19 protein-coding genes are annotated in these 18,070 nt (G+C 65.8%); 11 read left to right on the plus strand and 8 right to left on the minus strand.

Annotated features, from left to right (window positions below; genetic code table 11):
- Nucleotides 1-412: 412 nt before the first annotated feature.
- Entirely contained in the window at nucleotides 413-883 is a 471-nt protein-coding gene (locus LU671_RS24980) for an RNA methyltransferase (protein WP_028693028.1), read from the minus strand.
- Nucleotides 884-956: 73 nt separating this feature from the next.
- Nucleotides 957-1,322, minus strand: coding sequence for a YajD family HNH nuclease (locus tag LU671_RS24985; protein ID WP_232857265.1), 366 nt, complete (start codon nucleotides 1,320-1,322; stop codon nucleotides 957-959).
- A 132-nt stretch (nucleotides 1,323-1,454) separates the two neighbouring features.
- Between LU671_RS24985 and LU671_RS24990 the strand changes: the two genes are divergently transcribed.
- Nucleotides 1,455-1,730, plus strand: coding sequence for a hypothetical protein (locus LU671_RS24990; RefSeq protein ID WP_028693029.1), 276 nt, complete (start codon nucleotides 1,455-1,457; stop codon nucleotides 1,728-1,730).
- Here the strand turns inward: LU671_RS24990 and LU671_RS24995 are convergent.
- A complete protein-coding gene (locus tag LU671_RS24995) occupies nucleotides 1,727-2,200 on the minus strand; it encodes a cyclic nucleotide-binding domain-containing protein (RefSeq protein ID WP_232857266.1) in 474 nt (157 codons plus the stop codon). The two genes, LU671_RS24990 and LU671_RS24995, sit on opposite strands and share 4 nt — an antisense overlap.
- 123 nt (nucleotides 2,201-2,323) lie before the next feature.
- Nucleotides 2,324-4,366, minus strand: coding sequence for a S9 family peptidase (locus tag LU671_RS25000; protein ID WP_232857267.1), 2,043 nt, complete (start codon nucleotides 4,364-4,366; stop codon nucleotides 2,324-2,326).
- Nucleotides 4,367-4,542: 176 nt separating this feature from the next.
- Between LU671_RS25000 and LU671_RS25005 the strand changes: the two genes are divergently transcribed.
- Genes LU671_RS25005 through LU671_RS25015 form a run of 3 tightly spaced genes read left to right on the plus strand, consistent with a single transcriptional unit; the run spans nucleotide 4,543 to nucleotide 6,372 of the window.
- Nucleotides 4,543-5,052, plus strand: coding sequence for a hypothetical protein (locus LU671_RS25005; protein WP_062360569.1), 510 nt, complete (start codon nucleotides 4,543-4,545; stop codon nucleotides 5,050-5,052).
- 15 nt (nucleotides 5,053-5,067) lie between these two features.
- The gene (locus LU671_RS25010; protein WP_203651335.1) at nucleotides 5,068-5,841 is read left to right on the plus strand and encodes a class II glutamine amidotransferase; all 774 of its coding nucleotides are present in this window, start codon (nucleotides 5,068-5,070) and stop codon (nucleotides 5,839-5,841) included.
- A 9-nt stretch (nucleotides 5,842-5,850) separates the two neighbouring features.
- The gene (locus tag LU671_RS25015) at nucleotides 5,851-6,372 is read left to right on the plus strand and encodes a DUF2937 family protein (RefSeq protein ID WP_232857268.1); all 522 of its coding nucleotides are present in this window, start codon (nucleotides 5,851-5,853) and stop codon (nucleotides 6,370-6,372) included.
- A gap of 26 nt (nucleotides 6,373-6,398) precedes the next feature.
- On the opposite strand, the gene LU671_RS25020 is transcribed toward LU671_RS25015, so the two are convergent.
- On the minus strand, nucleotides 6,399-7,310 hold the full coding sequence (locus LU671_RS25020) for a LysR family transcriptional regulator (RefSeq protein ID WP_050706836.1): 912 nt from the start codon (nucleotides 7,308-7,310) through the stop codon (nucleotides 6,399-6,401).
- A 129-nt stretch (nucleotides 7,311-7,439) separates the two neighbouring features.
- Here LU671_RS25020 and LU671_RS25025 point away from each other — a divergent pair, with 129 nt between their 5' ends.
- From LU671_RS25025 to LU671_RS25040, 4 genes are read left to right on the plus strand one after another with little or no spacing between them, the layout of a single operon-like run.
- Nucleotides 7,440-8,726 carry an MFS transporter gene (locus LU671_RS25025; RefSeq protein ID WP_203651339.1) on the plus strand — a complete coding sequence of 429 codons (1,287 nt, stop codon included), beginning with the start codon at nucleotides 7,440-7,442 and terminating at the stop codon, nucleotides 8,724-8,726.
- Between the two features lie 10 nt (nucleotides 8,727-8,736).
- The gene (locus LU671_RS25030; protein ID WP_028693037.1) at nucleotides 8,737-9,516 is read left to right on the plus strand and encodes a 5-oxoprolinase subunit PxpA; all 780 of its coding nucleotides are present in this window, start codon (nucleotides 8,737-8,739) and stop codon (nucleotides 9,514-9,516) included.
- A complete protein-coding gene (gene pxpB, locus LU671_RS25035; protein WP_232857269.1) occupies nucleotides 9,513-10,208 on the plus strand; it encodes a 5-oxoprolinase subunit PxpB in 696 nt (231 codons plus the stop codon). Before LU671_RS25030 ends, pxpB begins: the two co-directional genes overlap by 4 nt.
- Nucleotides 10,205-11,128 carry a biotin-dependent carboxyltransferase family protein gene (locus tag LU671_RS25040; protein ID WP_232857270.1) on the plus strand — a complete coding sequence of 308 codons (924 nt, stop codon included), beginning with the start codon at nucleotides 10,205-10,207 and terminating at the stop codon, nucleotides 11,126-11,128. Before pxpB ends, LU671_RS25040 begins: the two co-directional genes overlap by 4 nt.
- A gap of 114 nt (nucleotides 11,129-11,242) precedes the next feature.
- Here LU671_RS25040 and LU671_RS25045 read toward each other — a convergent pair whose 3' ends face one another.
- A complete protein-coding gene (locus LU671_RS25045; protein ID WP_232857271.1) occupies nucleotides 11,243-12,421 on the minus strand; it encodes a vWA domain-containing protein in 1,179 nt (392 codons plus the stop codon).
- 13 nt (nucleotides 12,422-12,434) lie between these two features.
- A complete protein-coding gene (locus LU671_RS25050; RefSeq protein WP_011535085.1) occupies nucleotides 12,435-13,280 on the minus strand; it encodes an AAA family ATPase in 846 nt (281 codons plus the stop codon).
- A 295-nt stretch (nucleotides 13,281-13,575) separates the two neighbouring features.
- Here LU671_RS25050 and cysK point away from each other — a divergent pair, with 295 nt between their 5' ends.
- From cysK to LU671_RS25065, 3 genes are all read left to right on the plus strand, one after another.
- A complete protein-coding gene (cysK, locus tag LU671_RS25055; RefSeq protein ID WP_203651363.1) occupies nucleotides 13,576-14,550 on the plus strand; it encodes a cysteine synthase A in 975 nt (324 codons plus the stop codon).
- 258 nt (nucleotides 14,551-14,808) lie between these two features.
- Nucleotides 14,809-15,744 carry an aspartyl/asparaginyl beta-hydroxylase domain-containing protein gene (locus LU671_RS25060; RefSeq protein ID WP_203651369.1) on the plus strand — a complete coding sequence of 312 codons (936 nt, stop codon included), beginning with the start codon at nucleotides 14,809-14,811 and terminating at the stop codon, nucleotides 15,742-15,744.
- 444 nt (nucleotides 15,745-16,188) lie between these two features.
- Nucleotides 16,189-17,070 carry a DMT family transporter gene (locus LU671_RS25065; RefSeq protein ID WP_232857272.1) on the plus strand — a complete coding sequence of 294 codons (882 nt, stop codon included), beginning with the start codon at nucleotides 16,189-16,191 and terminating at the stop codon, nucleotides 17,068-17,070.
- 96 nt (nucleotides 17,071-17,166) lie between these two features.
- On the opposite strand, the gene LU671_RS25070 is transcribed toward LU671_RS25065, so the two are convergent.
- Nucleotides 17,167-18,042: a DMT family transporter gene (locus LU671_RS25070; protein WP_110739181.1), complete on the minus strand. Its 876-nt coding sequence runs from the start codon at nucleotides 18,040-18,042 to the stop codon at nucleotides 17,167-17,169.
- Nucleotides 18,043-18,070: the final 28 nt, after the last annotated feature.

An 18,070-nucleotide genomic window follows, 5' to 3' on the forward strand; every position in this document is an offset into this window, starting at 1 on the left:
AATCCTGGCAAAGGGGGCTGCCAGGAAGTGTCAACCATGTCTCCGTACACGTGTCCACCATGTGTCCGGTCTCTACAGAAGGATCAAAAAGGAACCAAAAAATCCTCGCTCCATTCATCCGGCCCTGCGCTTCGCTCCGGGTCCCCTCACTCCGGCCTTGCTCCCGGGAGGACCGCGCTGAACGCCCCATCCTGGGGCGCAGCGCTTGACGGGCATCCATGCCCGTCACCTCCCTCCGCAAGGCCTGCGTTCGGCCTCCTGAAGTCGCAATTTGTGTCGCCTGGGATATCGCGCGCTTAGAAGCAAAAGCAAAAGCACAACGGCAACGGCAACGGCCTACGGTAGCGTTTATTTCGCCGCGTAGACGCCAGGATTGCACGGGAGCCGGATTGGGGAGCGCAAGGCGTGAGGGCTACTTGAACTTCGGCCCCGAGCGGGTATTCAAGCCTTTGGCCATGCGGTCGTACAGCACCACATTCACCGTCGCCGCCAGGTTCATGCAGCCTTCTGTCGGGATGTAGATCGTCTCTTCGCACCAGCCCCGCACGTCTTCACTCAACGAGCCATCCTCGGGCCCGAAGATGTAGATCGCCCGGTCCGGGTGGGTGTACTCAGGCAATGGCCGTGCGCCTTCCACCAGCTCCACGGCCACCGGGGTGCAGCCCAGGGGAATGATGCGCTGCAGGTCGTCGATGCCGATCAGCGGGATGTCGTAGTGCACACGCTTGGTGTCGGTGACGAAGTCGCGGGCGCGCTCATAGCGCTTGCCGGTGTAGAACACCGAATTGACGCCATAGCAGCCCGCGGCGCGCATCACCGAGCCTACGTTTTCCGCGGATTTTGGGTTGAACAGGCCGATGCAGCTGTACCGTTTGTTCGCCACGTGTCGGGGCCCTTCGCAAAAAAAGAGCGCGATTATACGGGCTTGACGGCACGCCGGGGGCGCGAATCGACGTTCAGTCCTTCTTCATCAGCGCGGCCAGGTTGGCGAACGGGTTGTGGGTGGCCACGGCGACTTTCGGCGTGCTCAGCGAGCCTTCGCTGAAATACTGCTGGTCGGTGTAGCGGGCGTGCTCGTTGTCGTGGCAGTACAGGCACAGCAACTCCCAGTTGGAGCCGTCCTGGGGGTTGTTGTCGTGGTTGTGGTCGCGGTGGTGCACGGTCAGTTCCGACAGGCGCTTGCCGGAGAACTCGCGGGTGCAACGACCGCAGACGTGGGGATATATCTTCAGCGCCTTGTCGCGGTAGCCCATTTCCTTGTCGCGCTTGGCGTCGGCGAGGATGCGGTCGAGGCGGGCGGTGGCGTCGGAGGTGGAGCTCATGGTGTTACCTTTTTTCTGATCAGGGCAATGACGGTTATGCCTTTGAGTCTAGCGCGCCTGTGGGGCGGGCGGACAGGCAAAATCGCGCCATTGGGCGTAGCCTGTAGGGAGGTTTCTGACAGGAGGCTGCCGATGTTGCATGCGATCCTCGCCGCGCTGTTGCTTGGCGCTGTATCCACGGCCGACGCCGCGGGCCAGCAGCGGCCGCTCACGACGGTCCCCGGGGCACCCGGCACCGCGACGCCGACACCTTACCCGCAGATCACCCCGAGCACGCCGCCCAAGGCCGGCGCCAACCGGCCGGGCGCGCCGCTGTTGCCGCCGATGCCGCTGCCGGGCCCACCCAAGGACCAGCCGTTGCCCGGGCTGAGCCAGGACCCGCCGAAGCCGCCTGACAAGGGGCGCTAGACCTGCTGTGCCAGGCGCTGGCCATCCTGCATGCGCAGGCGTTTTGACAAGGCCACGGCGAGGGCGCGGATGATCCGTGCGGCGATGCGCGGCGCTTCGTTGAGCATCTTTTCCAGCGCGTCCTTGCCCAGGGTCAGCAGTTGGCAGTCGCTGGCCGCCGCGCAGGTGGCCGAGCGGCGTTCGCCATCGAGCACGGCCATCTCGCCGAAGGCCCGGCCCTTGCGCAGGGTGGCGATCTCCACCTGGACGCCGTTGCCGTCGGTCTTGCGCACCGAGACCACGCCGCGATGGAGGATGCACATGAAAGTGCCGGCGTCGCCTTCGCTGAACAGGGTCTGGCCCTGGGCGACGGCGGTGAGGCTGAAGTAGCCGGCGGCGGCGAGGAAGTCACCGGGCTGCAGGGTGTCGAACAGGCCGCAGTCCATGAGCATGTCGCGGATCTCGGCGTTCAGGTGCTGGGTGTCGGGCATGTGTTGTTCTTCTTCGAATGTCTGGAAAGCGCCACAAACTGCTGGGTAGGTAGTGAGGCATCGTGGGAGCGGGGCAAGCCCGCTCCCACGTCAGCTTGACGCTATGACAACGAAAATCGCGTTTTACGCCACGCCCAGCTCATTGAAGACGAACGCATACTCCAGCGCCACGTCGCGCAGCCCCTGGTAGCGCCCGCTCATGCCGCCGTGGCCCGCGCCCATCTCGGTCTTGAGCAGCAGCAGGTTGTCGTCGGTCTTGCGCGTGCGCAGGCGCGCCACCCACTTGGCAGCCTCCCAGTACTGCACGCGGCTGTCGTTGTAGCCGGCGACCACCAGCAGCGCCGGGTAGGCCTGCGCCTTGACGTTCTCGTAAGGGGCGTAGGCCTTGATCCGTTCGTACACCTCAGGCTCCTCGGGGTTGCCCCATTCGTCGTACTCGGTGACGGTCAGCGGCAGCTCGGGGTCGAGCATGGTGTTGAGCACATCGACGAACGGCACTTCGGCGATGGCACAGCGGAACAGCTCGGGGCGCAGGTTGAGCACTGCGCCCATGAGCAGGCCACCGGCACTGCCGCCGCTGATCGCCAAGCGCTCGCGGCTGGTCACGCCTTCGGCGACCAGGTGTTCGGCGCAGGCGATGAAGTCGTCGAAGCTGTTGTGCTTGTGCTCCTGCTTGCCGGCCCGGTACCAGGCCTCGCCCAGCTCGCCGCCGCCGCGCACATGGGCGATGGCGAAGGCCACGCCACGCTCCAGCAGGCTCAGGCGAGCGTGGGAGAACCACGGGTCAAGGCTCTCGCCGTAGGCGCCGTAGCCGTAGAGGTAGAGCGGCACGCACTTGCCCTCGTCGACACGGCGGCGCACCAGGCTGATCGGCACCCGCGTGCCATCCTTGGCCACCGCCCACAGGCGCTGGCTGACGTAGTCGTCGGCGTCGAAGGCGCCGAGCACCGGGGTCTGCTTGAGTACCTGCTGGTCACCCGTGGCCAGCTCCAGCTGGCGCACCTGGGCCGGGCGGTTGAGCGCTTCGTAGCGCAGACGGATGCGCGTGCTGGCGAATTCCAGGCTGTCCTGAACGTAAAGGCTGTAGGCGGCGTCTGGCAGTTCCACGCGGTAGGCCGGCAGGCCTTGCGGGTGCACTTCGATGATCGGCAGGCCGCCTTCGCGCAGGCTCAGGGACAGCGCCGTGGCATTGAGGCTCACCCCTTCGAGCATGACGTCGTCGCGGTGCGGTACCAGCACCTGCCACTGCGTGCGGGTCGGCACGCTGTCGGCCGGCGCGTGGTACAGGGCGAAGTTGATGCCGTCCTGGTTGCTGCGCACGAACCAGCGCCACTGGCCGTCGAGCTGGCCGTGGTCGGGGAAGTATTCATGGCCTTCGACCCGCGGCGCCAGGCAGGTGAAATCAGCCTGTGGCGTGGCGGCATCGAGCACCCAGGCCTCGCTGGTGGTCTTGCTGTTGAGCAGCAGCACCAGCTGGCGCTCGGAGCTGGCGCGGTAGCAGTGCAGGAAGAAGCGTCCGTCGGACTCCTCGAACACCGTGATGGCGCCAGCCTCGCCCAAGGTGTGGCGGCGCAGGCGCCAGGGGCGGTGGGTGTCGTCCAGTTCGGCGAAGAACAGCGTCTGGCTGTCGTTGGCCCAGGTCATGCTGCCGTCGCAGTCGTCGAAGGGCAGGGCGCTCAGCGCGCCGCTGGCCAGGTCCTTGACGTACAGGGTGTAGATCTCGTCGCCGCTGGTGTCCAGGCTGTAGGCCAGCAGGCGGTGGTCGGGGCTGACGCTGAAGGCGCCGAGGGAAAGAAAGCCGCCATTGGCCAGGGCGTTGGGGTCGAGCAGCAGCTCTTCGCGGCTTTCATCGACGGTGTTGCTGTCGTCGGCCGGGCGCGGGCAGCGGTAATGACGCGGGTATTCGTCGCCCGCGGTGGTACGGGTGTAGTAGAGGTACGGGCCCCAGGGCGAGGGCAGCGACAGGTCGGTCTCGAGGATGCGGCCCTTGATTTCTTCGAACAGCTGTTCACGCAGCGGCGCCTGGTCGGCGAGGACGGCTTGCTGGTAGGCGTTTTCCGCTTCCAGGTAGGCCAGGACCTCGGGGGTGTCGCGCTGCTGCAGCCAGGCGTAGGGGTCGGTGCCTTCGGCCTGGCGGGCGATGGGGGGGCGGGGGGCATTCGGCATGGGAGATCTCTTGGTTGGGGCCTCTGGCCTCTTCGCGGGTAAACCCGCTCCCACAGGTAAAGTGTTAGCCTGTGGGAGCGGGTTTACCCGCGAAGAGGCCCTGACAGGCTAGGGGCAGCCTGCGCCGGGAAAAGTGTTTATCATAGGCATCTCTTTGCCTGGCTTGCACCCACACCATGACCGAACACGACTATACCCTCGCCTGGGGCCTGTACGCCGTTGCCGCCCTGGGCTGCCTGCTGGTGGGCTTCAAGCTGACCGGCTGGATGTGGCGCTGGCTGCGCGAGCCGCTGCGGGTGATCATCGCCGTATTGCTGTTCTCGCCGACCATCGTCGACCCGGTCAAGGAAAGCTTCGCCCCGGCCATCGCCATCACCGCGCTGGACGTCGCCTTCAAGGTCGGCAACAACGCCTGGCGCGCCGCCTCCGACCTGGCCATGTACGGCATGCTCGCCTTTGCCCTGTACATCGTCTTCGTGCTGATCCGCTGGCCGCTGGAAAAGCGTGCCCGCGAGCGCCGAGCCCAGCGTGAGGCCGCCGCCCAGCGCCAGGCCAAGGAAGAAGACGAGGTCGTGGCCGAAGCGTCCCTGGCCGCCAACCGTCAAGACCGCTACCGCGACGATCCTCCGCCCGCCCCAGTACGCCGCTCCGGCCCCGGGCAGGGCCGCGTCGAACCCCGTCTTTAAGCCAGGAGCCGCAACATGTGCGAACTGCTGGGCATGAGCGCCAACGTCCCCACCGACATCGTCTTCAGCTTCACCGGCCTGATGCAGCGCGGCGGGCGCACCGGCCCGCACCGCGATGGCTGGGGCATCGGTTTCTACGAAGGGCGCGGCCTGCGTCTGTTCCAGGATCCGGCGGCGAGCAGCGAGTCGGAAGTGGCCAACCTGGTGCAGCGTTACCCGATCAAGAGCGAAGTGGTCATCGGCCATATCCGCCAGGCCAACGTCGGCAAGGTCTGCCTGTCCAACACTCACCCGTTCGTGCGTGAGCTGTGGGGCCGCAACTGGTGCTTCGCGCACAACGGCCAGCTGGGCGATTTCAGCGGCCAGCGCACGTTCTACCGGCCGATCGGCGACACCGACAGCGAAGCGGCTTTCTGCGACCTGCTCAACCGTGTGCGTGAAGCCTTCCCCGAGCCGGTCGAGGTCGAGCAGTTGCTGCCGGTGCTGGTCGAAGCCTGTGCCGGTTACCGTGGCCAGGGCGTGTTCAACTGCCTGCTCAGCGATGGCGACTGGCTGTTCTGCTTCTGCTCGACCAAACTGGTGCATATCACCCGCCGCGCACCGTTCGGCGCGGCGCGGCTGAAGGATGTCGACCTGATCGTCGACTTCCACACGCAAACCACCCCCAACGACGTGGTCACGGTGATCGCCACCGAGCCGCTGACCGAGAACGAGACCTGGAACCGCTACGAGCCGGGTCAATGGGGGCTGTGGCGGCATGGCGAGTGCATTGCCCACGGCCATAGTTAAGGACGCTCCATGTTCAGAAGTTACCTGCGTTTGCTGTTGTTCACCTTCGGCCTGCTGGCCGGTCTCCAGGTGCCGGGGCTGGTCAAGGACTACAGCCAGCGCGTCGAGGCGCACTTGCTCGAATCGCGCCAGGCGCTAGACGGCTTCCGCCAGACCGCGCAGCGTTTCTTCAACGGCGACCTGCAGGCGCTGGTGCGGCATTACCGGGGCAGCGACGATCCTGTGTTCAACAGCGATGCCAACAGCATCGAGAGCCTGTTGATTCGCAACCAGTTGCTCGAGCATGAATGGCAGGCCCTGCAAGGCTCGTGGGTGAGCCGCACCTGGCATGTGCTGGTGCAGCCGGAGCCGGCGCTGCGCGAGGAGACGCTCAAGGGCTACAGCTATCAGATCCTGCTGGTGCCCGAGGCGATTGGCTGGGGGATCGGCAGCGGGTTCGTGCTGGCGTTTGTGGTCGAGAGCCTGTTGTTGGTGATGGGTTGGGTGATTCTTGGCGGGCGGCGCAAGGTGGTGAAGGAAAGCTGGCGCTAGTTTTTCCGGCCCTGCACCAGCGTCGCTCAGACCAACACGATCCGCTGCCCGCCCACATCCCGCGCATAGCGCTCCAGCACCTGCCTGCACACGCCCACCACCTCGTCCACCAGCGCCACACCGGTCTGCCAGGCCACCACCAGCTCCAGGCTCGGCGGTGGCTGCAAGCCTTCCAGCAACACCAGCTCGCCACGGCTTAGTTCGCCATCCACCAATGCCGGCGGCAATGCGCCAATACCGAAGCCGTCGCGCAGCAGGCGGGTGATGGCCGCCACCGAGTTCACGCAGTTCAGGCGCGGCGCCTCGGCTCCGGCGGCCTGCAGCAGGCCGAGCACTTCCTGGTGCGGCCGCGAGTTCTTCGAGAAGGTGACGATGCGCTCGCGGGCCAGCTCCGCCAGCGAGGCGTAGGTACGGTGGTGCGGCGAGCCGGCGGCGACGATCCAGCCCATCGGGTAGCGCGCCAGGTCGTGGCTGCGGATCGACTGCTCGCGCAGCAGGTCGGTCTGCAGGATCACGTCGAGAAAACCCTTCTGCAGCTGTTCGCGCAGGTTCAGCGCGGTATCGGCCACCAGCTCGATCTCCACCTGCGGGTAGCGCTCGCCCAGCTCCGCCACCAGGGCGCTCATCCAGGTGTGGATGACCGTGTCCATCACCCCCAGGCGGATGCGCCCGGTCTTGGCCCGGTCGCTGTCCAGCGACTGTTTCATGGCCTTGGCGGTGTCGAGCATGCGTTCGGCGTACTCCAGCACCTTGGCGCCCTCTGGCGTCAGGCTGACCCCGCGGGAGTCGCGCAGCAGCAGTTTCACGCCCAGGTCGGCTTCCAGCGCGGCGATGCGGCTGGACACCGAGGCCTGGGTGGTGAACAGCTTCTCGGCGGTGAGGCGGAAGCTCCTGAGCCGGGCGACCCAGACGAAGGTTTCGAGGAAACGAAGGTTCATGATCAGTTTTTCTTGTTCCAGACAGGCGGTTTTTCTCGTTGGACGCAGGCGACGCGGCCTCTGAACATGAAGCCCAGGCCGCGACGCCCGACGTCGCCCATAGAACAATACCAACAAGCCGAGGCAACCATGAACCCGACCGGCGTGCAGCAGCAGGCCCCCGCCCGAACCTCGAGCGGCCCCTTCGCCTGGTACCGCGACATCGACTCCCAGCAACGACGCACCTTCTGGAGCTGCAAGATCGGCTACGGCCTGGACGGCATGGATACCCAGATGCTGAGCTTCGTCATCCCCACCCTGATCATGCTGTGGGGCATCAGCACCGCCGAGGCCGGGTTGATCCACACCAGCACGTTGATCGCCTCGGCCCTGGGCGGCTGGATCGCCGGCATCCTCTCCGACCGCATCGGTCGGGTGCGCACCCTGCAACTGACGGTGCTGTGGTTCGCCTTCTTCACCTTCCTCTGCGGCTTCGCCCAGAGCTACGAGCAGTTGCTGATCGCCCGCACCCTGATGGGCTTTGGTTTTGGCGGCGAATGGACCGCTGGCGCGGTGCTGATCGGCGAGGTGATCCGTGCCCAGGACCGCGGCAAGGCGGTGGGCATGGTGCAATCGGGCTGGGCCATCGGCTGGGGCCTCACGGCGATCCTCTATGCCCTGCTGTTCTCCTGGCTGCCGGCCGAGCAGGCCTGGCGCGCGCTGTTCCTGCTGGGCCTGCTGCCGGCGATCTTCGTGATCTTCGTCCGGCGCCTGGTCAAGGACCCGGAGATCTACCGTCAGGCCAAGGCCGTGGAACAGGCCGAGGCGCCTGCGCAGTTCTACGAGATCTTCGCCCCCGGCATGCTCTGGACCACGATCCGCGCTTCCTTGCTGACCACCGGTGCCCTGGGCGGCTACTACGCCATCACCTCGTGGCTGCCGACCTTCCTCAAGAACGAGCGCGGTCTGAGCGTGCTGGGCACCGGCGGCTACCTGGCGATGGTCATCGTCGGCTCCTACATCGGCTACGTGGTCAGCGCCTACCTGTGCGACCTGCTGGGGCGCAGGAAAAACTTCATCCTGTTCGCCGTGGGCTCGTTCGTCATCGTCCTGCTCTACACGCAGATGCCGGTCAGCGACGGGGTGATGCTGTGGCTGGGCTTCCCCCTGGGCTTCTTTGCCTCGGGCATCTTCAGCGGCATGGGCTCATTCCTCACCGAATTGTTCCCGACCCGGATCCGCGGATCGGGGCAAGGCTTCTGCTACAACATCGGCAAGGTGGTCGCGGCCATGTTCCCGCTGCTGATCGGCCTGCTCGGCGAGAAAGTGCCGTTGGGCCTGGGAATTGGCGCCTTTGCCGCGGTGTCCTACGGTGTGGTGATCGTGGCGGCCCTGAGCTTGCCGGAAACCCGCGGCAAAGCACTCCAGGCGCGCTAAGGTAGGCACCATGAACATTGATACGGAGGTCCGCCAGGTGAAACGCCTGCTACTCAATTGCGACATGGGCGAGAGCTTCGGCAACTGGCGCATGGGCCAGGACGCCAAGGTCATGCCATTCATCGACTGCGCCAACATCGCCTGCGGCTACCACGCCGGCGACCCGGGCACCATGCGTCGCACCGTGGCCCTGGCCCTGGAGCACCGGGTGGCCATCGGCGCGCACCCGGCCTACCCGGACCTGATGGGCTTCGGCCGCCGCTCCATGGCCTGCAGCAGCGACGAGATACGCGACCTGCTGCACTACCAGATCGGTGCCCTGGATGGTATCTGCAAGGTGCTCGGCGGGCGGGTGGCCTACGTCAAGCCCCACGGCGCGCTGTACAACGACATGATGGCCAACCCGGACATCCTGCGCACCGTGCTCGAAGCGGTGGCGGCGTTCGACAGCGGCCTGCCGCTGATGCTCATGGCTACCGCCGACGACAGCGCCGCCCAGGCCCTGGGCGACGAGGTCGGCGTGCCGCTGTGGTTCGAGGCCTTCGCCGACCGTGGCTACACCGCCAGCGGGCACCTGATGTCGCGGCGCCTGCCGAACGCAGTGCACCACGATCCGGCGCTGGTGGTCGAGCAGGCCTTGCGCCTGGCCAAGGGCGAGGCCCTGGTGGCAGACGACGGCAGCGACGTGCGCTTGAACGCCAGCACCCTGTGCGTGCATGGCGACAACGACGGCTCGGTGGCCGCCGTGCGCCAGATCCGCCAAGCCCTGGATGCACTGGAGCAAGCATGACGCCACGTATCGAAGCGGTGGCCATCGACAGCCTGATGGTGCGGCTGTTCGATGCCATCGATGAAGGCAACATGCCGTGGATCCTCGCCGCCAGCCAGCGCTTGCGGGAGGCTTTCGGCCAACAGTTGATCGACCTGGTGCCGTCCTACACCACGCTGATGGTGCAGTTCGACCTGGCGCCGGGCGAGGCGCGCCAGCGTATCCAGCACGCGCTGGAGGGCCTGCGGCCGGATGCCGGCCAGGCCGGGCGTCGGCATGAGATCCCGGTGTGGTACCACGCCAGTGTCGGCCCCGAGCTGCCGGTGCTGGCCGCGCGCGGCGGGATGAGTGAGGCCGAGGTGATCCGCCTGCATTGTGGTCGCGACTACCCGGTGTTCGCCCTGGGTTTCGCGCCGGGCTTCGGCTTCATGGGCCTGGTCGACGAACGCCTGGCCACGCCGCGCCTGAGCACCCCGCGCAAGCGCGTGGCAGCGGGCAGCGTCGGCATCGCCGAACGCCAGACTGCCGCCTATCCCGCCGTGTCGCCGGGCGGCTGGAACCTGATCGGTCGCACGCCGGTGCGCCTGTTCGACCGCGAGCGCGAGGGCTACAGCTTGCTGCAACCTGGTGATCGGGTACGTTTCGTGGCCGTTGAACGGGCCGAATTCATCAACCTGGGCGGTGATGACAGCCCGCTGGAGGCCCAGGCATGAGCCAATTGAGAGTCGAGGCCAGCACCGCGTTGTGCCTGTTGCAGGATGCCGGGCGTTTCGGTGTGCGGCACCTGGGCGTGACCCAGGGCGGCGCGCTGGACTGGGTGGCGATGCGTTGGGCCAACTGGCTGCTGGGCAATGCCCTGGACAGCGCCGTGGTGGAGATCGCGCTTGGCGGCTTCAGCGTGGTTGCCGAGCAGGACTGCGTGCTGGCGCTGGCCGGGGCCGACCTGGATGCGCAGGTCAACGGGCAGGCCGTGGCGCCCTGGACCCGCTTCAACCTGGGCAAGGGCCAGCGCCTGACGCTGCGTCAGCCTCGTCAGGGGGTACGTGCTTACCTGGCGGTGCCGGGCGGGTTTGTGGGCGAGCCGGTGCTGGGGAGTTGTTCTACCGTGGTACGGGAAGAACTGGGTGGTTTAGACGGCCAGGGCCGGGCGTTGGTGAAGGGCGAGGTGCTGCACGCTGCCGGGGCAGTCGTGGGGCAAGTCCGCTCCCACGTGCCTGAAGCGCTGCGACCGGTGTATGCCGAGAAGCCGGTATTGGACCTGGTGATGGGCGCGCAGATCGGTGATTTTGGCGGCACCAGTCTGTTCGAGGCGTTCAACCGTGACTGGACGCTGGACAGCCGGGCTGATCGCATGGGTATTCGCCTGCTTGGGCCACAGCTGGTCTACCAGGGCGCGCCGATGATCTCCGAGGGGATCCCGCTCGGCGCCGTGCAGGTGCCGCCGGACGGGCAGCCGATCGTGCTGCTCAATGATCGGCAGACGATCGGTGGGTATCCACGACTGGGGGCGTTGACGCCGTTGGCGCTGGCGCAGTTGGCACAGTGCATGCCGGGGTCTGCGGTGCGGTTTCGGGCGGTGGTGCAGGACGAGGCTTGGCGGGAGCAGCAGCTATACCTGCTCCGTTGGCGGTGAAGCTGCTGGCCCTTTCGCGGGTAAACCCGCTCCCACAGGTCCGATACAGCCCCCGAGAGTGGCGCTGTACCTGTGGGAGCGGGTTTACCCGCGAATAGGCCAGAACAGGCAACATCACTTGGACAGGTAACGCATCCCGTCTTCCAACCCCTGCAAGGTCAGCGGAAACATCCTGTCCTCGATCAGGTCCCGCACCAGATGGGTCGAAGCGGTGTAGTCCCAGGCCTGTTTGGGATACGGGTTGATCCAGATGATCTTCCTGAACTTCTCCATGAAGCGCTGCATCCACACATACCCGGCCTCTTCGTTCCAGTGCTCGACGCTGCCACCCGGCTGGGTGATCTCGTAGGGCGCCATGGCCGCGTCGCCGACGAACACCACCTTGTAGTCGTCACCGTACTTGTGCAGCAGGTCGAAGGTGGAGAAGCGCTCGGAAGTCCGGCGCAGGTTGTTCTTCCACACCGACTCGTAGATGAAGTTGTGGAAGTAGTAGTACTCCAGGTGCTTGAACTCGGTCTTGCAGGCCGAGAACAGTTCCTCGCAGACCTTCACGTGGGCGTCCATCGAACCGCCGATGTCGAACAGCAACAGCAGCTTGACCGTGTTGCGTCGCTCGGGGCGCATCTGGATGTTCAGCAGGCCTGCGTCACGGGCGGTGTGGTCGATGGTGCCGTCGATATCCAGCTCCTCGGCGGCGCCTTCGCGGGCGAACTTGCGCAGGCGGCGCAGGGCCAGCTTGATGTTGCGCGTGCCCAGCTCGACCTGGTCGTCGAGGTTCTTGTACTCGCGCTGGTCCCACACCTTCACCGCCTTGCCCTGGCGCTTGCCGGCCTCGCCGACGCGGATGCCCTCGGGGTTGAAGCCGCCGGAGCCGAACGGGCTGGTGCCGCCGGTGCCGATCCACTTGTTGCCCCCGGCGTGGCGCTCCTTCTGCTCCTCAAGGCGTTTCTTGAACTCCTCGATCAGCTTGTCCAGGCCGCCCAGGGACTGGATCTGCGCCCGTTCCTCGTCAGTCAGCGAGCGCTCGAACTCCTTGCGCAGCCAGTCGTCGGGAATCAGGGCCTCGATATGCCGGTCGAGGTTTTCCAAGCCCTTGAAGTAGGCGGCGAACGCGCGGTCGAACTTGTCGAAATGGCGCTCGTCCTTCACCAGGATGGCCCGGGCCAAGTAGTAGAAGGCGTCCATGTCGGCGAACACCACGCCCTTTTGCAGGGCATGGTGCAGGTCGAGCAGCTCGCGCACCGACACCGGTACCTTGGCCGCGCGCATTTCATTGAACAGGTTGAGCAGCATGGCCCGGCTCCTGTCAGCGGTTGCCGCGCCGGCTCATGAAGGCCAGGCGCTCGAGCAGTTGCACGTCCTGCTCGTTCTTGACCAGGGCACCGGCCAGCGGCGGGATGGCCTTGGTCGGGTCGCGTTCGCGCAGCACGGCCTCACCGATGTTGTCGGCCATCAGCAGCTTGAGCCAGTCGACCAGCTCGGAGGTGGACGGTTTTTTCTTCAGGCCCGGGACCTTGCGCACGTCGAAGAACACGTCCAGTGCCTCGCTGACCAGCGACTGGCTGATATTCGGGTAGTGCACGTCGACGATCTGCTGCAGGGTGGCGCGGTCGGGGAAGGCGATGTAGTGGAAGAAGCAACGGCGCAGGAAGGCGTCGGGCAGTTCCTTCTCGTTGTTGGAAGTGATGATGATGATCGGGCGTTGCTTGGCCTTGATGGTCTCGTCGATCTCGTAGACGTAGAACTCCATCTTGTCGAGTTCCTGCAACAGGTCGTTGGGGAACTCGATGTCGGCCTTGTCGATTTCGTCGATCAGCAGGATCACCCGCTCGTCGGCCTCGAAGGCCTCCCACAGCTTGCCCTTCTTCAGGTAGTTGCGCACGTCGTGGACCTTGTCCACGCCCAGTTGCGAGTCGCGCAGGCGGCTGACCGCGTCGTACTCGTACAGGCCCTGGTGGGCCTTGGTGGTGGACTTGATGTGCCAGGTGATCAGGCGGGCGCCGAAGGAGGCGGCGAGCTGCTCGGCGAGCATGGTCTTGCCGGTGCCCGGCTCGCCCTTGACCAGCAGCGGGCGCTCCAGGGTGATGGCCGCGTTGACCGCCAGCTTCAGGTCGTCTGTGGCGACGTAGTCGCGGGTGCCTTCGAACTTCATGAACCGATCCTCTGGGTGGCTGGGCCCGACTCATCGCGGGGCAAGCCCGCTCCCACAGGATTTGAGCGCAACCTGTGGGAGCGGGCTTGTCCCGCGATGAGGGCAGTGCAGCCAACGCATGTTTATTGATGTGTCAGCGACTATAACCCCGCACCCGCCGCCTGCAAACGCAGACCGGGTATTCAGTCCCTGAATGGTCCGTCACCCCCGGTAACAGAGCGGGCTTTACGCCCCACCCCGGCAGGCTTACCCTTTTAGGTCCACCTGCCAGCCCCTGCATTCAAGGACCCCTGCCATGAGCCGTATCTACGCCGACAACGCACATTCCATCGGCAACACGCCGCTGGTGCAGATCAACCGCATCGCCCCGCGCGGAGTGACCATCCTGGCCAAGATCGAGGGGCGCAACCCGGGTTATTCGGTGAAGTGCCGGATCGGCGCGAGCATGATCTGGGACGCCGAGGACAGCGGTAAGCTCAAGCCAGGCATGACCATCGTCGAGCCCACCTCGGGCAACACCGGCATCGGCCTGGCCTTCGTTGCCGCCGCCCGTGGCTACCGCTTGGTGCTGACCATGCCGGACTCGATGAGCCTGGAGCGGCGCAAGGTGTTAAAGGCTCTGGGCGCCGAGCTGGTGCTGACGGACAAGGCCAAGGGCATGAAGGGGGCCATCGAGAAGGCTAACGAAATCGTTGCTTCCGACCCTGCCAAACACTTTCTGCCGGGCCAGTTCGACAACCCGGCCAACCCGGCCATTCATGAGAAGACCACCGGCCCGGAAATCTGGAACGACACTGATGGCGCGGTTGACGTGCTGGTGGCCGGGGTCGGCACCGGCGGCACCATCACCGGGGTGTCGCGCTACATCAAGCACACCCAGGGCAAGCCGATCCTGTCGGTGGCTGTGGAGCCGGTGAACTCGCCGCTGATCAGCCAGACCCTGGCCGGTGAGGAACTCAAGCCCAGCCCGCACAAGATCCAGGGCATCGGTGCCGGTTTCGTGCCGAAGAACCTCGACCTGTCGATCGTCGACCAGGTCGAGACCGTCACCGAGGACGAGTCCAAGGCCATGGCCATCCGCCTGATGCAGGAGGAGGGCATCCTTTGCGGCATTTCTTGTGGCGCGGCGATGGCGGCGGCGGTGCGCCTGGCCGAGAAACCGGAGATGCAGGGCAAGACCATCGTGGTGATCCTGCCGGACTCGGGCGAGCGCTACCTGTCGAGCATGCTGTTCAGCGACATGTTCACCGAGCAGGAGAACCAGCAGTAAGTCTGGGGCTGCTGCGCAGCCCATCGCGGCACAAGGCCGCTCCTACAAGGACGCGATTGCCTGTAGGAGCGGCCTTGTGCCGCGAATGGGGCCCGGGATATACGGGCCACCGCTGATCCGGCGCAATGTCGGTCTCTCCCGTTTATTGCACAATCCTTGACACTGCGATCCGGCACCGGTTGTTTTTACCCGGCCCGGATGGGTTTATGATGTCCGGCTATCTGGGGATGGCCAGATTTCCCCTCCAAGGAGTGTTGCATGACCTTTTCCTTCGTCGCCAAGGCAGGTGTCCTGCTGGTGTTCTTCGCCAGCGTGCTGTTCGTGCACCTGCGCGGCAAGGCACGCCTGCCGGTGTTGCGCCAGTTCGTCAACCATTCGGCGCTGTTCGCCCCCTACAACAGCCTGATGTACCTGTTCTCCGGCGTGCCTTCCAAGCCCTACCTGGACCGCCAGCGCTTCCCCGAGCTGGACGTGCTCAAGGACAACTGGGAAGTGATCCGCGAAGAGGCCATGCGCCTGTTCGACGAGGGTTACATCCGTGCTGCCGAGAAAGACAACGACGCCGGCTTCGGTTCGTTCTTCAAGAAAGGCTGGAAGCGTTTCTACCTGAAGTGGTACGACAAGCCGCTGCCTTCGGCCGAGGCGCTGTGCCCGAAGACTGTCGAACTGGTCAGCAGCATCCCCAACGTCAAGGGCGCGATGTTTGCCTTGCTGCCCGGTGGCAGCCACCTGAACCCGCACCGTGACCCGTTCGCCGGCTCCCTGCGTTACCACCTGGGCCTGTCCACGCCGAACTCGGACAACTGCCGCATCTACGTCGATGGCCAACCCTACGCCTGGCGTGACGGCGAGGACGTGATGTTCGACGAGACCTTCGTGCACTGGGTCAAGAATGAGACCGAGGTCACCCGCGTGATCCTGTTCTGCGACGTCGAGCGCCCGCTCAACAGCCCGCTGATGACCCGCATCAACCGCAAGGTCAGCGCCTTCCTCGGCCGCGCCACTGCGCCGCAGAACACCGATGACGAGCGCGTCGGCGGGATCAACCAGGCCTACGCCTGGAGCAAGCGCTTCAGCAATGTCATCAGCACCCGGGTCAAGCAGTTCAAGCGCGCCAACCCCAAGGCCTACCGCGTGCTGCGGCCGGTGCTGGCGGTTGTCGTCGCCTATGCGCTGTACCGCTGGCTGTTCTGATCGGGGCAGGCATCTTCCCGGGCAGGTCCGGCCTTTTCGCGGGTACACCCGCTCCCACAGGTACTCCATGGCAGCTAATCCAGCGAGATACTTGTGGGAGCGGGTTTACCCGCGAAGAATCCACCGCTATAGTCCAGTCCATTCACTTTCCAGAAGACCTGTTCATGCCCGCCATCCCTTCCACCACCGCTTACGTTCTCGCGCCTGTCGCGGGCGTGGTCGTGCGTGGCAGCCAGCAGCCGGCCATGATCAGTCACTACCCACCACCTGTCAGTGGCGTCGTAGGCGGCGTAGCTCCGCCTCCTTGCGCAGTCGTGGTGCTGGGCTGATCGGCCGCAGGCCGCTCCCCACCGCACTCGCAACCTACTGAACACGGTCGGCTATCCCCGCAAGACGCGATAGGCCCTCCGTACGGCTCATTTGCCCGTATACAGGTGGCAATACATGTCTGTTTTCAACAAAGCATCCGTGGCCTCGGCGGCCACCACCAGCCTGTTCGTCCTGCTGTGGAGCAGCGGGGCGATCGTTTCCAAGCTCGGCCTGGCCCAGGCCAGTCCCTTCGCCTTCCTGCTGCTGCGCTCGGCCCTGGCGCTTTTCGGTCTGTTGTTGATCGGACCGCTGCTCGGCTTGCGCTGGCCACGTACCCGGGGCGGCATTGTTCGCGCTTTGGGGACCGGCTGCGTGTTGCTGGGCGCCTACCAGATCTTCTACCTGCTGGCACTCAATACCCATGTCACCCCCGGCGTCATGGCCACGGTCATGGGCGTGCAACCGATCCTTACCGTGGTGCTGATGGAGCGCCAACGCTCCTGGAGCCGGCTGTTCGGCCTGGGCCTGGGGCTTGGCGGCCTGGTGATGGTGGTCTACCAGGGCATCAACCTTGGCGGGGTATCCCTGACGGGCATGCTGTTCGCCCTGCTGGCGTTGGCCAGCATGACCTTCGGCTCGATCCTGCAGAAGCGCATCACCGACAACCCGATGGGCACCTTGCCGCTGCAGTACCTGGCCGGTTTTGCCCTGTGCGCGCTGTTCGCGCCGTTCCAGCCGCTGCAGGTCGAGTGGAACGCCAGCTTCGTCGGCGCGCTGCTGTGGATGGGGCTAGTGGTTTCGCTGCTGGCCACGCTGCTGCTGTACCGGCTGATCGCCCGTGGCAACCTGGTCAATGTCACCAGCCTGTTCTACCTGGTGCCGGCGGTGACGGCGGTGATGGACTTCGCCATCTTCGGTAACCGCCTGGCGCCGCTCAGCCTGCTGGGAATGGGGTTGATCGTGGTCGGGTTGCTGTTCGTGTTCCGCAAGCCGGCGTTGCGCACGGCTGAAGCCTGAGATGAACCAGTGGGAGCGGGCTTGCCCCGCGATGCGTTCGGCCAGGTTGTTTCGTTGCCTGGCCTGACGCAATCGCGGGGCAAGCCCGCTCCCACATCACGACCGCGCCGGACGCAGCACCAGCCAGAGCGCCGCGGCGATCAGCAGGCCGCCATACAGGTGTGCCATCGACAGCGGCTCATCCAGCAGCCACGCGCCCCACAGCACGCCGAACACCGGGATCAGGAAGGTCACGGTACTGGCCTTGACCGGCCCTATCTCGTTCAGCAGGCGGAAGTACAGGATGTAGGCGAACGCGGTGCACAGCAGTCCCAGGCCCAGCAGCGACAGCCACACCTGCCAGCCGCCCCAGCTGGCCGGCGGTTGGGTCAGCGCGCTCCAGGCGAACAGCGGGCTCAGCAGCAGGGTGGCGCCGAGCATGCTGCCCAGGGCCGACAGGCGGCTGTCCAGCGTTCCCACCCAGCGCCGCGCGAGGAAACCCGCGAAACCGTAGCAGGTGGTCGCCGCCAGGCACGCCAGGGCGCCTTGCACCAGGGCCATGTCCAGCGCCACCGGGCCGGCGCCGCTGAGGATGCCTACGCCGAACAGGCCGAGGAAGATCCCGCAGAGCTTGGGCAGGGTCATCGCCTCGCGGAAGAACAAGGTGCCGATCAGCACGCCCATCAGTGGCGTGGTGGCGTTGAAGATCGCCGAGTAGCCCGCCGGCAGCACCTGCGCCGCCACGGAATAGAACGTGGCCGGAATGCCGGAGTTGATCATGCCCAGCACCAGGCAGGCACCCAGCTTGCCCTCGAAATTCCAGCGCACCCGGGCGGCGGCGAGGATGGCGATCAGCCCCAGGCAGGCGATCGACACGCGGAAAAAGGCGGTCGGCACGGTGCCGAGCTCGGGAGCGATGATGCGCATGAACAGGAAGCTGGCACCCCAGACGGCGGCAAGGGTCAACAGACGGGCAAGGGCGATGGGGCTCACGGGTGGTCTCCGGCGGTGGGGCAGGGGC

It is taken from the genome of Pseudomonas sp. NMI760_13 (assembly GCF_021283245.1).
Taxonomy (GTDB): domain Bacteria; phylum Pseudomonadota; class Gammaproteobacteria; order Pseudomonadales; family Pseudomonadaceae; genus Aquipseudomonas; species Aquipseudomonas peradeniyensis.